The sequence below is a fragment of the Streptomyces sp. NPDC037013 genome (genome assembly GCF_055607265.1).
In genome coordinates this window covers 634,680-650,945 of sequence record NZ_JBVJRV010000005.1, presented here as the reverse complement: position 1 = coordinate 650,945, position 16,266 = coordinate 634,680, and the positions used below count along the sequence as shown (strand labels likewise).

The 16,266-nt window shown below is 72.9% G+C and carries 5 protein-coding genes; 4 read left to right on the top strand and 1 reads right to left on the bottom strand.

Translation table 11 applies throughout. The annotated features are described in order from the left end of the window. Positions 1 to 51: 51 nt before the first annotated feature. Complete coding sequence (locus ACZ7DY_RS21815) at positions 52 to 11,007, top strand: amino acid adenylation domain-containing protein (RefSeq protein ID WP_471137599.1); 10,956 nt, start codon at positions 52 to 54, stop codon at positions 11,005 to 11,007. Next, positions 10,997 to 12,709 carry an ABC transporter ATP-binding protein gene (locus ACZ7DY_RS21810; RefSeq protein ID WP_471137598.1) on the top strand — a complete coding sequence of 571 codons (1,713 nt, stop codon included), beginning with the start codon at positions 10,997 to 10,999 and terminating at the stop codon, positions 12,707 to 12,709. The genes ACZ7DY_RS21815 and ACZ7DY_RS21810 overlap by 11 nt, the downstream gene beginning before the upstream one ends. A gap of 259 nt (positions 12,710 to 12,968) precedes the next feature. Here the strand turns inward: ACZ7DY_RS21810 and ACZ7DY_RS21805 are convergent, their stop codons facing one another. Further along, entirely contained in the window at positions 12,969 to 14,090 is a 1,122-nt protein-coding gene (locus ACZ7DY_RS21805; protein ID WP_471137597.1) for an alpha/beta hydrolase-fold protein, read from the bottom strand. 219 nt (positions 14,091 to 14,309) lie between these two features. Between ACZ7DY_RS21805 and ACZ7DY_RS21800 the strand changes: the two genes are divergently transcribed. Together ACZ7DY_RS21800 and ACZ7DY_RS21795 are read left to right on the top strand one after the other, a co-directional pair. Next, positions 14,310 to 14,534, top strand: coding sequence for an MbtH family protein (locus tag ACZ7DY_RS21800; protein WP_471137596.1), 225 nt, complete (start codon positions 14,310 to 14,312; stop codon positions 14,532 to 14,534). Between the two features lie 72 nt (positions 14,535 to 14,606). Further along, positions 14,607 to 16,238: an amidohydrolase gene (locus ACZ7DY_RS21795; RefSeq protein WP_471137595.1), complete on the top strand. Its 1,632-nt coding sequence runs from the start codon at positions 14,607 to 14,609 to the stop codon at positions 16,236 to 16,238. The last annotated feature ends 28 nt before the right edge of the window (positions 16,239 to 16,266 follow it).

The following is a 16,266-nucleotide window of genomic DNA, read 5'->3' as shown; positions in this document are numbered from 1 at the left end:
CCTAATTTAGGTTAGCCTAACTGCGATGACCTGGAAGGGACGCTGTCTTCGATGATGGAACCGAGCGCTCGCCTCGCACTGCTTTCCCCCGCCCACCTGGCCGGCATACGCCGGCGGGTCGGTGACCACGCCGACCGGACCATCGCCGAGGCGTGCGCCATCGGCCTGGACTACTGGGCCACGGCCCGCAGCCCCGAGGGCATCGAGCTCACCCCCGCCACCCTCTTCGCCGACGTCCTCGGCTGGGTCGACAACGGCGGTACCGGGCCCGGCAGTCGGGAGGCCGGCACGGACGGCTGGCACCTCCCCGTCCCCGACGGGGTCACCCCGGCCGACGCGCAGCGCGCACTGGACGACCTGGCCGACTTCCCGGACCGCCCGCTCGGCACCATCGCCCCGGTCGGCACCGAGGAGCGGCTGAAGACCCTGGCCGAGTGGAACGACACCCACGCCGACCGGGTCCGCCCGACCATCGTGGAGATGTTCCGCGAGCAGGCGCTCAAGAGGCCGGACGCCGTCGCCGTCGTCGACGAGCACCGGTCGCTGACCTACCGTGAGGCGGCCGAGCGGTCCGCCCAGTTGGCCCACCACCTCATCGACCGCGGCCTCACCGCCGAACAGGTCGTCGGCATCTCCCTCGGCCGCTCCGCCGACATGGTGATCGGCCTGCTCGGCGTCCTCCAGGCCGGCTGCGCCTTCGTGCCGCTCGACCCGCAGTGGCCCGCCGAGCGCCGGGCCGTCGTCATCGAGGACGCCCGCGTCGTCCTCCAGCTCAACGCCACCGGCGAACACGCCCCGGACGAACCGGAAGCCGTCGCCGTGGACCTCGGCGACTGGGCGTTCGGCTCGCTTCCCGCGCAGGCGCCCGACGTCACCGTCGCCGGCGACGCCCTCGCGTACGTGATCTTCACCTCCGGTTCGACCGGCCGGCCCAAGGGCGCGATGATCCGCCACGAGGCGATCAGCGAGCGCCTGCTCTGGCAGGTCGACGAGATCCTGGGCTTCGGCCACGACGACGCCTCCCTCTTCAAGGCGCCGCTCTCCTTCGACATCTCCATCAACGAGATCTTCCTGCCGCTGGTGAGCGGCGGCAGGCTGGTGGTCCTGCGGCCCGGCGGCGAACGCGACCCGCACCACCTGCTCGGCGTCATCGCCGAACAGCGCGTCACCTTCACGTACTTGGTCTCGTCCATGCTGGACGTGCTCCTGGAGATGGCCGGCGACTCCGGCCGCCTCGACAGCCTGCGGCACGTCTGGTGCGGCGGCGAGGTGCTGACACCCGAGCTCTACGAGCGGTTCCGCACCCGGCTCGACATCCCCATGTACCACGGCTACGGCCCGGCCGAGACGACGATCGGCGTCTCCCACGTCATCTACCGCGGCGCCGCAGAACGCCTGTCGACGTCGATCGGCAGGGCCAACCCCAACACCCAGCTGTACGTCCTCGACGACGAGCTGCGCCCGGTCCCCGTCGGGGTCGGCGGCGAACTGTACGTGGGCGGCTTCCTCCTGGGCCGCGGCTACGTCAATGCGCCCGGCCTGACCGCCTCCCGCTTCGTCGCCAACCCCTTCGCCTCGGACGGGTCGCGGCTCTACCGCACCGGTGACCTCGCCCGGTTCGCCCCGGACGGCTCCCTCGACTTCCTCGGGCGCGCCGACAACCAGATCAAGATCCGCGGCATGCGCCTGGAGATCGAGGACGTCGAGGTCGGCCTCGCCGAACACCCCGCCGTACGCCACACCTGTGTCGTCGCGAAGAAGAACACGGCGGGCGGCACCTACCTCGTCGGCTACGTGATCCCGGCCGCCGGCGAGGAGCGGCTGACCGCGGACGACGTCAAGGCCTGGGCCGCCCGGCACATGGTCGAGTACATGGTGCCCACCCACATCGTCGTGATGACGGAGTTCCCGCTCACCGCCAACGGCAAGCTCGACCGCAACGCGCTGCCCGAGCCCACGGCCACCACGGGCACGATCGCCCCGCCCACCACCGAGAACGAGCGCGCCGTCTGCGCCGCCGTCGCAGCGGTGCTCCAGCTCGACCAGGTCGGCGTCGACCAGGACTTCTTCCAGCTCGGCGGCGACAGCATCCTGACCATCTCGCTGCTGAGCGCCCTGCGCGACGCCGGCCTGTACGTCACGGCCCGCCAGATCTTCACCCACAGCGTGGTCGGCGCCCTCGCCGCGGTGGCCAGCCGTGAGGACGTCTCCACCGTCGACCACGGGGACGTGGCGACCGGCACCGTCGTCGGATCGCCCATCGTGCAGTGGCTCGGCGAGACCACCGGAGCGATCGACGGCTTCGTCCAGTCCGTGGTGGTGAACACCCCGGCGGAGCTGACGCCCGAGGCCCTGGACCGGATCCTCGCCGCCGTCCTCGCACACCACCCCATGCTCCGCGCCCGGCTGGTGCGCGGCGACCGCTGGAGCTTCGACATCCCGGACGCGGCCCCGGCCGGGCCCGCCTGGCAGGAGAGCGACCTGCCGCTCGACGCGTGCGTCGCGCTCGCCACCGACGGGCTCGCCCCGGACGACGGCGTGATGCTGCGCGCCGTCTGGCGCCGCGCCGACCGCCAGCTCGTCGTGGTCGTCCACCACGTGGTGATCGACGGCGTCTCCTGGCGGGTCCTGATGGAGGACCTGGCCACGGCCTGGCGCCGGTTCACCGCGGGCGAGCCGGTCGAACTGCCCCCGGTCGGCACGTCGTTCCGGCGCTGGACCCAGCTCCTCGACCGCGCGGACTTCACGGCGGACCTCGACCACTACCGGCGTCCCCTGCCGGGAGACGACCGGCCGGTGGGCCGACGCGCCCTCTCCGACGCCGACACCGTCGCCCGGGAACGGCTGCAGACCGTCACGGTCGGACCCGAGGTCACGGCCGCGCTCCTCGGCGAGATCCCCGCCAAGTTCCACGCGGGCGTCAACGACGTGCTCCTGACCGCGCTCGCCGTCACCCTGGCCCGGTGGCGCCGCGACCTCGGCCAGGACCAGGCGTTCGCCCACATCGAGCTGGAGGGCCACGGCCGCGAGGGACGCTTCGTGGCGGACGCCGCCGGCTTCGAGCCCGAACTGTCGCGCACCGTGGGCTGGTTCACCACCCTGTTCCCGGTGACCGTCGACCCCGGCACCGCCGCCGACCTCACCGCTCCCGAGTACCTCGCCGCCGCACTCAAGGCGGTCAAGGAAGACCTCGCCCGGGTGCCCGGCAACGGCCTCTCGTACGGCGCCCTGCGCTACCTGGGCGACGCCCGGTTCGACGCGCCCGCACCGCAGGTGCTCTTCAACTACCTGGGCCGCTTCGACGCCGGCGCCTCCGGCGACTGGCAGCTCACCGGCGCCACCGGCCAGCTGGGCGAGAAGCGCGACCCGCGGATGCGGCTGCCGCGCGCCCTGGAGTTCAACGCGATCGCCGAACCGGCCGCCACCGGCGGCGAGTACGAGCTGGTCACCACCATCTCCTGGCCCGACGGCATGTTCACCGACGAGGACATCGCCACGCTCGGCGGCTACTTCCGCACCGCCCTCGCCGGTCTCGCCGCGCTCGACCAGGGCGGCCACACGCCCAGCGACTTCCCGCTGGTCCCGCTCACCCAGGCCGACGTGGACGCCCTGGACGGCCCCGCGCTGCGCGACATCCTGCCGCTGACCCCGCTGCAGGAAGGCCTGTACTTCCACTCCGTCTTCGACGACGACTCGGCCGGCGCCTACGTCGAGCAGCAGCTCCTCACCCTCCGGGCGCCGGACGGCGACGTCGACGCCGACCGCCTCGCGGCCGCCGCCACCCGCCTCCTCGCGCTCTACCCGAACCTGGCCGCACGGTTCACCGCCCTCGCCGACGGCCGTGTCGTCTCCGTCCTGGAGAGCGGAGTCGAGGCGCCCTTCACCGTCCTCGACCGCCCCGGCATCACCGACGCCGAGATACGCGAACTCGCCGAGCGCGACCGCCGCGCCGGGTTCGACCTGGCCACCGGGCCGCTGATGCGGTACACGCTCATCCGTGCCGACGCCGGCCGCCACGTCCTGGTGCAGACCGTGCACCACATCATCGCCGACGGCTGGTCGGTGCCGCCGATGCTGCACGCGCTGCTCGCCGAGTACCACGCGCCCGGCACGGTCCACCCGATCGGCGGCTTCGCCGACTACGTCGGCTGGCTCGCCGGACGCGACGACGACGAGAGCGACCGGGTGTGGGGCGAGGAGCTCGCCGAACTCCCCGGCGCCTCTCTGGTCGCCGAGGGACACACCCCCTCCGACCGGTTCGCCGACACCGCCGTGCAGCCCGCCGACGACATCGATGCCGCCGTCCGGGCGGCCGGAGTGCCGCTGAGCGTGGCCGTGCACAGCGCCTGGGCCGTGACCCTGGGCGGCATCCTGCACGGCGACGACGTCGTCTTCGGCTCCACCGTCTCCGGGCGCGACGCCGATGTGCCCGGCATCGGGGACATGGTGGGCCTGTTCATCAACACCATTCCGGTGCGCGCCCGTTGGGCGGCCACGACCACGGCACGCGACCTGCTCGCCTCGGTGCGCGAGCACCAGAGCGCCGTACTGCCGCACCAGCACGTCTCGCTGGCGCGGATCGCCCGCCAGGCGGGGGCGGGATCGCTCTTCGACACGCTGGTGGTCTTCGACGTCGCCACCGACGTCGACGGCCTGCGCACCCCCGGTGCCGAGCTCGTCATCACCGACATCGTCAACGAGGGCGCCCCGCACTACCCCTTGACCCTGGTCGTGGAGCGCGCGCCCGACGGCCGCCCGCGCTTCAACCTCATCTACGACGGCGAACTCCTGCGCGAGGAGAGCGCCCAGGAGATCCTGCGGACCTTCGACCGCACCCTCACCGGCCTGCTCACGCGGCCGGACGCCCTCGTCGACGACCTGGCATCCGCCGGGGACCGGCTGCCCGCCCGCATCGAACCGACGACCCTGGGCGGCCTGTTCGACGCCGCCGCGCACCGCGACCCGGCGGCCACCGCCGTCACCCAGTGCGCCCTGGACGGCACCACCCGCTCCCTGACCTACGGCGAACTCGCGGCCGCCAAGGACGAGTTGGCCGCCACCCTGCGCGCGGCGGGGGTGGGCCCCGGCAAGCGGGTCGCCGTCGCCGTGCCCCGCTCCGTGGAGCAGGTCGTCGCCCTGGTCGCGATCGTCACGGCGGGCGGCGCGTACGTACCGCTGGACCTCGCCTACCCCGACGAGCGCCTGGAGTACATCCTCGCCGACGCCGCCCCGCAGGTCGTCCTCGTCGACCGCGACCAGCGCGACCGCTTCACCCGCCTCCTCGACCGGACCGGCACGACGGCCCGCGTCCTCGTCCAGGGCGACGAACCGCCGACGGACGCGCCGAAGACGCCCGCGGCCGGAGCGGGCTGGCACGACCCCGCGTATGTGATCTACACGTCCGGCTCGACCGGCCGGCCCAAGGGCGTCGTCGTCCCGCACTCCAGTGTGGTGACGCTGCTCGCCAACACCCGGCCCGACATGGAGTTCGGACCGCACGACGTGTGGGTGCAGTTCCACTCCTTCTCCTTCGACTTCGCGGTCTGGGAGCTGTGGGGCGCGCTGGCACACGGCGGTGAGCTGCTCGTGCCGGAGTACGGCCTGACCCGCTCGCCGCTCGACTTCCACCGGCTGGTCCGCGAGCGCGGCGTGACGGTGCTCAACCAGACGCCGTCGGCGTTCTACCAGTTCATCGAGGCCGACCGGCACGCCGGCGAGCCGGTCACCACGCTGCGGAAGATCATCTTCGGTGGTGAGGCGCTGGACCTCGGGCGGCTGCGCGCCTGGGTCGACCGGCACGGCACAAGCTCGCCCGAGCTGGTCAACATGTACGGCATCACCGAGACGACCGTCCACGTCACCCACCGGGTCCTGACCGACGACGACTTCCGCTCCGACGACGACGTCAGCCCCATCGGCGGCCCGATCCCCGGTCTCGTCACCTACCTGCTCGACGACCGGCTCCGGCCGGTCCCGCCGGGCCGGGTGGGCGCCATCTACGTCGCGGGCGACCAGGTGTCGCTCGGCTACCTCGGCCGGGCCGGCCTGACCGCCGGCCGGTTCGTGGCGAACCCGTTCGCGGACGACGGCTCCCGGATGTACCACACCGGCGACCTCGCCCGCCGCACGCTCGACGGCGAGCTGGAGTTCGCGGGCCGCGCCGACGACCAGGTGCAGCTCAAGGGCTTCCGCATCGAACTGGGCGAGGTGGAGTCCGCGGTCCGGGAACTCGACGGAGTGACCGACGTGGCCGTCACCGTCGCCGACGGCGGCGACCACCTCGTCGCGCACGTCGTGGGCCGGGTCCCCGGTGACCTCGCGGACCTGCTCTCCGCGAAGCTGCCCGTGCACATGGTGCCGGGCCGGGTGCTGCTCCTGGACGCCCTGCCGCTGACGGTCAACGGCAAGCTGGACCGCGCGGCGCTCACCGCGCGCGCCGCCGCCGTCCCCGACGGCACGGACGACCCGGCCGGCCACGACGCGCCGGCCGGTGCGGGCGACCGCGCGCTCGACCAGTTGGTCGGCATCTTCACCGAGACGCTGCCCGGCGCCGTCGCGGACGCCGACACCGACTTCTTCGCCGCCGGCGGCGACAGCATCGTCGCCATCACCGTGATCAACCGGGCCAGGGCGCTCGGCCTGCCGATCGCGCCCCGGGACGTGTTCCTCTTCCGCACGCCGCGCGCGCTCGCCGAGCACCTGGGCGAGAGCGCACCGCGGGCCGCCGCCGCGCCCGCACCGGACCGGCGTACGGACGGCCCGCTGCCGCCCACGCCGATCATCCTGCGCCAGCGCGAACTCGGCGGCTCACTCGACCGGTTCGCCCAGGCCAGGACCGTGCCGGTCCCCGAAGGCACCGGCTTCGCCGACATCCGGCGCGCCGCGAACGCCGTCGTGGCCGCGCACCCGGCGCTGCGGCTGCGGCTGCGCGTCGAGCACGGCGTGTGGGCGCTCGGCACCGAACCCGCCCGTGACGTCACCGTCGTACGCGACGAAAGCGCCGCGGCCGACCCGGCGGCGGCCGCGAACGAGGCCGCGGGGCGGCTCGACCCCGAGGCCGGGGACGTCATCGCGTTCTCCTGGCTCGAGGCGAGCCGCACCCTGGTCGTCACCGTCCACCACATCGCCGTCGACGCGGTGTCCTGGCTGGTCATCCTCGACGACCTGGCCACCGCCCTGAGCGGGGCGCGGCTCGCGCCGCCGACCACCTCCTACGCCGAGTACGCCGAGGCGCTGACCCTCCGCGCCACCGAGGCGAGCGACACCCTGGGGCACTGGATCGACACGCTGCGGGCGCCCGAACTCCTCCCGGCCGTCGGCGCGTTGCGCGAGACCACCGTCGTCCTTGCGCCCGACGTCAGCGACCTGGTGACGCGCACCGCGCCCGCCGCCCTCGGCGTCGGCCTCACCGAACTGCTCTGCGGCGCGCTGCGCACCGCGCTGACCCACGTCCAGCCCTCGCCCACCGACCTCGCGGTCGAGCTGGAGCGACACGGCCGGGTGCCCGCACTCGACCACCACGACTACACGCGCACCGTGGGCTGGTTCACGTCCATCGCACCCGTGCGGCTCACCGCGCACACCGACCCCGTCGCCGCGGCGCGCGAGGTCGCCGAGCGCCAGCCGGACGAGGAGGGGCACGTCGCGTACGGCAGGCTGCGGTACCTCAACCCGCAGACGGCCCCGCTGCTCACCGCCCGCCCGCAGGTCCTCTTCAACTACCTGGGCCGGGGCAGCGAGTCGCAGGCCGTGCACGTCACCTGCGGCGACCAGGGCAGCCCGTACGCCGTCGAGGTCAATGCCTGGACCGACGACGCCACCGGCAGCCTGCATGCCGCGTTCACCCTCGCCGATGGCGTCCCCGACGAGATCACCGAGTACTGGACGAGCGCGCTGGAGCGCGTCGCGGACGCCTCCGTGACCGCCGAGCGCACCGCGCCGGTCACCCCCCTCCAGCGCGGCCTGTTCTTCCAGGCCCAGCTTGCGGGGGCGGCCGGACACTACGTCGCGCAGAGCTGGTTCACCTTCGACAGGCGCCTGGACGCCGACGCGCTGGCCCGTGCGATGGAGTACGTCATCGCACGGCACCCGGTCGTCGGCGCAGGATTCACCACCGACGACGACGGGAACCCCGTCCAGGTCCTCAAGGCGGGCCGTCGCGTCGACGTCCGCACGGTCGAGCTGACCGGCGACGCCGAGGTCGAGGCGTTGCGCGCCCGCGACCGCGACACCGGCTTCGACCCGGCCGAACCGCCGCTGATCCGGCTGACCGTGGTCCGCCTGCCCGGCGACCGCGACGGCCTGCTGTTCAGCTACCACCTGCTGCTGTGGGACGGCTGGTCCCGCGAGATCGTGCTGCGGGACCTCTTCGACGCCTACGAGGCCGTCCTCGCGGGCGAACCGCTCGACGCGAGCCCGGCCACGCCGAGCTTCGAGGAGTACGCCAGGGAGCTGGACGCCAGGGACGCGGCCGTGTCGGAGCGCTTCTGGGCGGAGCACCTGGCCGAACTGCCGGGCCCGACCCTGCTCGCCGGACCGGCGCCGGCCCTCTCCCAGGAGCTGCCGCCCGCCCTCGTGCACACCCTCTCCGCCGAGCAGTCCACGCTGCTGCGGGAGACGGCCAAGGCCCACGGCGTCACCCTCAACTCGGTGCTCACCGGTGCCTTCGGCCTGCTGCTCGGCGCGCACACGGGTCGCGGCGACGCGGTGTTCGGCGTGACCGTCTCCGGACGCGACGGCGAGGGCCTGTCCGACATCGTCGGCGTGCTGCTCAACACCGTGCCCATGTGGACGAGGGCCCGCCCCGACGAGACCGTCGGCAGCTACCTGTCCGCCGTCCAGGCCGCCCGGGTCGAGGCGATGGAGCACGAGCACCTGGGGCTCGGCGAGATCCAGCGGGCCAGCGGCCACGACACCCTGTTCGACAACCTGTTCGTGCTCCAGAACTTCCTGGACATGGACGCGTTCGCCGAGATGAACTCCCGGCACGGCATCACGTCGGTGAAGGCCGACGACTCCACCCACTACCCGTACACCTGGGTCGTCACCCCCGGCGACCGGCTCACGGTGAAGCTGGAGCACCGCCACGGGGACACCGACGACGCCCGCCGTCTCCTCGACGACTACGTACGGGTCCTGGAGGACCTGGCCCGCTCCACCGGACCGGTCGGCGCCCTGCCCGGCCTCGGCCGGCGGCCCGAGCCCGCCCCGCGCACCGAGGTCGGCACCGACACCGTCGTCGACCGGTTCGACGCGGCGGCCGACCGCGACCCCGACCGGATCGCGCTCGTCGCCCACGGCTCGACCATGACCTTCGCCGGACTGCGGGACCGCAGCCGCGCCGTGGCGGGCGTGCTCGCCGCACGCGGCATCGGCCCCGAGACCAACGTGGGCCTCGCGATCCCGCGCTCCCTCGACTCCATCGTGGCGCTCTTCGCCGTGCTGCGTGTCGGCGCCGCGTACGTGCCGCTGGAGCTCGACCACCCCGACGAGCGGATCGCGGCGATCGTCGCCGACGCCCGCCCGGACGTGATCCTCACGGTGAGCTCGGTCTCGCCCCGGCTCACCCCCGAGGTCGCGGGAGACGGCGAACTCATCGAACTGGACGGCCCGTTGCCCGCCGCCGAACCGTACGTGACGTTCGCGCCGGACGACCCGGACCGCCTGCGGCACCCCGCGTACACGATCTACACCTCCGGGTCGACCGGAAAGCCCAAGGGCGTGGTGACCGAGTACGCCGGGCTCACCAACATGCTGATCAACCACCAGCGGCGGATCTTCGAACCGGTCCTCGCCGAGCACGGCCACCGGACCTTCCGGATCGCGCACACGGTGTCGTTCGCCTTCGACATGTCGTGGGAGGAGCTCCTGTGGCTCGCCGACGGCCACGAGGTGCACATCTGCGACGAGGAACTGCGCCGCGACGCGCCCGCCCTGGTCGCGTACTGCCTGGAACACGGGATCGACGTCGTCAACGTCACCCCGACCTACGCCCAGCAGCTGGTGGCCGAAGGCCTCCTCGACAAGCCCGAACGGCGGCCCGCACTGGTGCTGCTCGGCGGCGAGGCCGTCACCCCGGCGCTCTGGCGGCGGCTCGCCGAGACGGAGGGCACCGTCGGCTACAACCTCTACGGACCCACCGAGTACACCATCAACACCCTCGGCGTCGGCACCTTCGAGTGCCAGGACCCGGTGGTGGGCGTCGCGATCGACAACACCGACGTGTACGTCCTCGACCCGTGGCTGCGGCCTCTGCCGGACGGTGTGCCCGGCGAGCTGTACGTGTCCGGCGTCGGCATCGCCCGCGGCTACCTCGGGCAGCCCGCCCAGACCGCGCACCGCTTCGTGGCGTGCCCGTTCGGCGCGCCCGGCGAGCGGATGTACCGCACCGGTGACCTCGTCGTGCGCAGGCCCGACGGGAACCTGACGTACCTGGGCCGCACCGACCAGCAGGTCAAGATCCGCGGCCACCGGGTCGAACCGGGCGAGGTCGAGGCGGCGTTCGCCGCCCACCCGGCCGTGCGGTTCGCCGCCGCGGTCGCCCAGCCGGACCCGCAGGTCGACGGCGCCTATCGGCTCGCCGCCTACCTCGTGCTCGACGACGGCGACCTGGCCGACGTCGCCGCCGAAGTGGGCGCCGCGCTGCCGGACTTCATGCGCCCGACGCACTACGCCCAGGTCGACGCCATCCCGCTCACCGTCAACGGGAAGGCCGACACCAAGGCGCTGCCCGAGGCCAAACCGCTGGGCGCGCTGACCACGGCGGGGGAGCGCGGCCCGCGCACCGAGACCGAGACCGTGGTCTGCGAGTTCTTCGCCGAAGCCCTGGACCTCGACGACGACGAGGTGAGCGCGGTGAGCGATTTCGTCTCCCTCGGCGGACACTCCATGCTGGCGGTACGACTCATCGGGCTGCTCCGCCGCGAGTACGGCCCCGTGGTCACCATCCGTGACCTGTTCACCCTGCGAACCCCGGAAGCGATTGCCCGCCATCTCGATGACAACTGAGCCGACCCCCGACCCGCAGCGGCCCCGCAAGGGGTCCGACATCCTCAGGACCGCCCTGCGCCGCAACATCGGCGCCATGGCCCTTGGCACCCTCCTCATGGGCCTCTACCAGGCCGGTGAGACGGCGTTCCCCATCGCGCTCGGCCTCATCGTCGAGCACACGATGCGGGACGACCGCACGCTCGGCGCGCTCGGCCTCTCCATCGCCGCGCTCGCCGTGATCATCACGACGGTCTCGCTGTCGTGGCGGTTCGGCATGCGCGTCCTGCAGAAGGCCAACACGACCGAGGCGCACCGCTGGCGGGTGCGGGTCGCCGGCTGCGGGCTCCAGCCGGTGGCCCGGGACGTCGACCTGAAGTCCGGCGAGATCCTGACCATCGCCACCGAGGACGCCGACCAGACCGCCGACATCATCGAGGTGGTGCCGCTCCTGGTCAGCTCGCTGGTGGCGGTGGTGGTCGCGGCGGTCGCCCTCGGCATGGCCGACCTGCGGCTCGGCCTCCTGGTGATCGTCGGCACGGTCGCGATCCTCACGGTCCTCAGCGTCATGTCCAAGCGGATCGGATCGAGCACCCGCGAGCAGCAGTCGCGGGTGGCGCGGGCCGGCGCGAAGGTCGCCGACCTGATCACCGGCCTGCGCCCGCTGCACGGCTTCGGCGGCAACCACGCGGCGTTCCGCTCCTACCGGGCCGTCAGCGCGGAGGCCAGACACCAGTCGGTCACGGTCGCCAAGGTCAACGGCGTCTACGCCGGCACGGCCCAGGCCCTCAACGCGGTGCTCGCCGCGGCGGTGACCCTGACGGCGGGCTGGCTGGCCTTCGAGGGCGGCATCACCATCGGTGAACTCGTCATGGCCGTGGGCCTCGCGCAGTTCATCATGGAGCCGCTGAAGATGTTCTCCGAGATGCCCAAGTACGTGATGATCGCGCGGGCGTCGGCCGAGCGGATGGCGCTGGTGCTCTCGGCGCCGCCCGTGACCGAGCCGGGGCCTGCCCGCCCGGCCGCGGGCGGCGACCTGGAGGTCGACGGCGTCCGGTACGGCTCGCTGCACGACCTGCGCTTCACAGTGAAGGCCGGCGAATTCGTGGCGATCGCCGGGTACCAGCCGCGCGCCGTCGCCGACCTCGCGTCGATCCTCGCGGTGAACGTCCCGCCCGGCGCGTACGAGGGCGTGGTGCGCCTCAGCGGACAGGAGCTCGCCGACCTGTCGGTCGAGGCGGTCCGCGAACACATGCTGGTGAACCCGTACGACGGGGAGATCTTCGCCGGCACCCTGCGCACGAACATCGACCCTTCGGGGACGAGTGGTTCGGTCCCCGAAGCGGTTGAGGCGTCCATGCTGACCGACGTGGTCGCCCTGCACCGCGAGGGCCTCGACTACGCCGTCCGCGACCGCGGCGCCAACCTCTCCGGAGGCCAGCGCCAACGACTCTCTCTGGCCCGCGCGCTCGCCGCCGACACGGAGGTCCTCGTCCTGCACAACCCGACGACGGCGGTCGACGCGGTCACCGAACAACTCATCGCCCGCAACATCGCGAAGCTCCGCCGCGGCCGCACCACCCTGGTGATCACCAGCAGCCCGGCCCTCCTGGACACGGCGGACAGGGTCCTGATCCTGAACGACGGCAAAATCACAGCAGAAGACACCCACAGAAACCTACTGACCCACGACCCGTCGTATTGCGCGGCGGTGGCTCGCTGAGGGGGGAAGGGAGCGGGGGGCGCGCTGGATCCCCCGCGGGGCGGCAGATGACGATGGCGCTGGGGCCGGATAAGGGGCGCGGGGAACTGCGCGAATCCCCCGACGGGGTGGCAGACGACGATGGTGCTGGGGTCGGATTAGGGGCGCGGGGAACTGCGCAAAAACCCCCACGGCGTGGCAGACAACGACGATGCGGGAGGCCGGATAGGGGGCGCGGGGAACTGCGCAAACACCCCCCAAGCCCCCTGCAAGGCGTGCCTCAGCTCAACACCCACCCCACATCCCTGAGCACCGCCCCCCGCCACCCCACCCGATCATGCTCGGCAGCCCCCCGAGAAACCCGAACCCCCGCCCCCGCCTCACGAACCATCGCCTCCACCGGCTCACAGTGACGCAACATCGCCCCCTCGTGCTCCCCGACATCGAACGCGATCCGCACCCCGCCCAGATCCAGACCGGGACGCCGCTCCCGCAGGAGCGCGGCGATCGCCCCTCCGGCCGGACCGCCCAGCGGATCCGCCGAGCCGACCGCGCCGGGCGCCCACCAGAACGACGGCGACTGACAGGCGACGCGGGACACCAACTCCGGGAACTCCAGCGCCGCGTACACCGCGCTCAGCCCCCCGAGGCTCTGCCCGACGACGACCAGCCGGTCCACCTCCACAGGAACCCCGCACTCCGCCACGAGCGGCAGCAGTTCGTCGCGGACGGCCTCCCACAGAGCGGGCTCGCACGCGAACTCGGCCTCCCGGTCCTTGGCCGGGAGGAAGACGAGGGTGACGGGAGGCAGCTCGCCCGCGGCGAAGGCCGCGTCGAACGCGGTCATGGCCGGGTGCAGGTACAGCCAGTCGTCCCCGTCGAGCAGCAGGACCAACGGCCCGCCGCCGCCCACGGGATGGACCCGCACGGTGCGCCGCCCGCCGAGCCGTTCGCTGGCCCACCGGATCCGCGTGCGCGGCACGGGCAGGATGTCGTCGGCGCCGAGGAGCGGCCAGTGCGGCTGGGCGGGGGCGTCGGGGGTCGCCGCGATGGACCGGTCGCCGCCCGCCCCGGCGGGGTTCAGCGGATCGGCGTAGGCCGCGCCGTCGACGAGGAACTGGTAGGTCACCCGCAGCCGCGCGGGCATGCTCACCTCGGCGTACCAGCAGTCCGTGTCGCCCCACCGCCCCAGGGCCACCGGTTCCGACCAGCTCTCGAAGCCGATGGTCGCCGGGGAGCCGCGCCAGAGGAACAGGGTCGTCCAACCGCCGTCGTCCGCGGGCACCGACGCGGGCGTCCGGGCGTCCGCCCAGAACTGCTCGGTGCCCGGTACGCCGGTCAGCCCGTACTCGGCGAAGACGTTCTCCGTGCCGGCCGCGCGGCCGGGGGCGGTACCCGTCATGGCCGGCCGCCGAGGGGGCAACGGTCGATCAACAGGCGCATGCACGTCTCCTTGTGAGAGGGAAGGGAGAGAGGCTAAGCTCGCAGTAATTTAGGGGAGCCTAACCTAATCCGGTAGCTCTCTTCCATGGCAGCCATGGCTTCGGCAGCTTCCGTAACTTCCATGACTGCCATGCCTTCCTTACCGTCCGTACCGTCGCGCCCGAGGAGACCCCGACAGATGAGCACCAACCCCTTCGACGACCCCGAAGGCCGCTTCCTGGTCCTGGTGAACGACGAGGGGCAGCACTCGCTCTGGCCGTCCTTCGCCGAGGTGCCCGGAGGGTGGACGACCGTCTTCCCGGAGAACACCCGGGAGGCGTGCCTGGAGTACATCGAGACCAACTGGACGGACCTGCGCCCCCGGTCCCTCGCGACGGCCACGGACACCGCCACGGACAGCTGACCTCCGACAACCCGAGGGCCGCGACGGCCACGAAGGGCGCGCGGGCGCGGCGGGACACCCCTGAGGCACCCCATGCTCTGCACCAGACTGACGAACGCGCGTTTCCTCACGATGGATCCGGACCACCCCGTCGCCCACGACCTGGGCATCTGGCGGGGCCGGATCGTGGGCCTGGACGACGCCGTGACCTCCCTGCCCGCACGGGAGGTGGTCGACCTCCAGGGCGCCACCGTGCTGCCCGGCTTCATCGACGCCCATGTGCACCTGGCGTGGACCGGGCTCCAGCAGAACACAGTGAGCGTCGCGGGCCGCACACGCGTCGAGGACGTACTCGCCGTCGTGGCGGAAGCGGCCGCGGAGGCCGCCCCGGACGCCTGGGTGAGTCTCGCCGGTTACGACCAGCGCGCCCTGGGCCGCCACTTGACCGCCGCCGAACTGGACACGGCCGGCCGGGGACGCAAGGTCTTCCTGCTGCACGAGTCCGGACACGGCTGTGTCGTCAGCACCGCCGTCCTCGACCTGCTCCCCGACGACATCCCGCACGGCGACGGCGCCCCGCACGGGGAGGGCACTCCGCACGGGGAAGGCACTCCGCACGGCGACGGCTTCCTCGCCGAAGGTGCCATGGGTGCCGCCCGCGCCCTGCGCCTGCCGTACTCCCAGCGCGAACTCGCCGAAGCCATCGGCCGAGCCGCCCGGACCTGCCTGGCCGAGGGCGTCACCGCCTGCGCCGAGGCAGGTATCGGCGGCACCCTCTTCGGCCACAGTCCGGTCGAGCTGGGTGCCTATCAACTCGCCCGGGAAGAAGGCCTGTTGCCGCTGCGCGTCCAGCTCATGGTCTCCGCGGACCGGCTGCGCCAGGTGGCCGCGCACGAGAGCGACGGCATCCCGCGCGCCCTCGATCTCGGCCTGCGCACCGGGTTCGGCGACGACCGGCTCTCCGTCGGCGCGCTGAAGATCTATACCGACGGCGGGATGATGGCCAGGACCGCCGCGCTCACCGAGCCGTACGAAGGTCTCGACCACGCGAGCCACGCGGGCCAGTTGCAGGACGACCCGGACGTGCTCGCGGACACGATCGTCGCCGGCCACCTCGGGGGATGGCAGCTCGCGGTCCACGCCATCGGCGACCGCGCGGCCGACCTCACCCTGGACGCCCTGGAACGGGCCCAGCACCTGCGCCCCCGGCCCGGCGCCAGGCACCGCGTCGAACACGCCGGCCTGATCCGCCCCGACCAGCTCCCGCGCCTCGCGCGGCTCGGCGTCAGCGCGGTCGTCCAGCCCGGCTTCCTCCGCTCCTTCGGCGACGACTACGCGGAGGTCATGGGCGAGCGACGGGCCCCCTGGCTCTACCGCGGCCGCTCCTTCCTGGACCACGGCATCCCGCTGGTCGGCAGCTCGGACCGCCCGGTCGCGGACGGATCGCCGCTGCGAGCCATCCAGTTCATGGTCGAGCGGGCCTCCGCGTCGGGCCGGGTGATCGGCCCGCGCGAAGGCATCACCGTCGACGAGGCCCTGCACGCCTACACCGTCGCCGGCGCCTTCGCCTGTCAGCGGGAGGACAGCCTGGGCAGCCTCACGCCGGGCAAACTCGCCGACCTCGTCGTGCTCGGCGACGACCCGCGACGCGTCGACACGTCACGCATCGGCGACATCGAGGTGGTGGCGACCTACGTCGACGGCCGGACGACGGGGGAGGCGTAGATGGCTGAGCCGTACGGCGATGACGTAC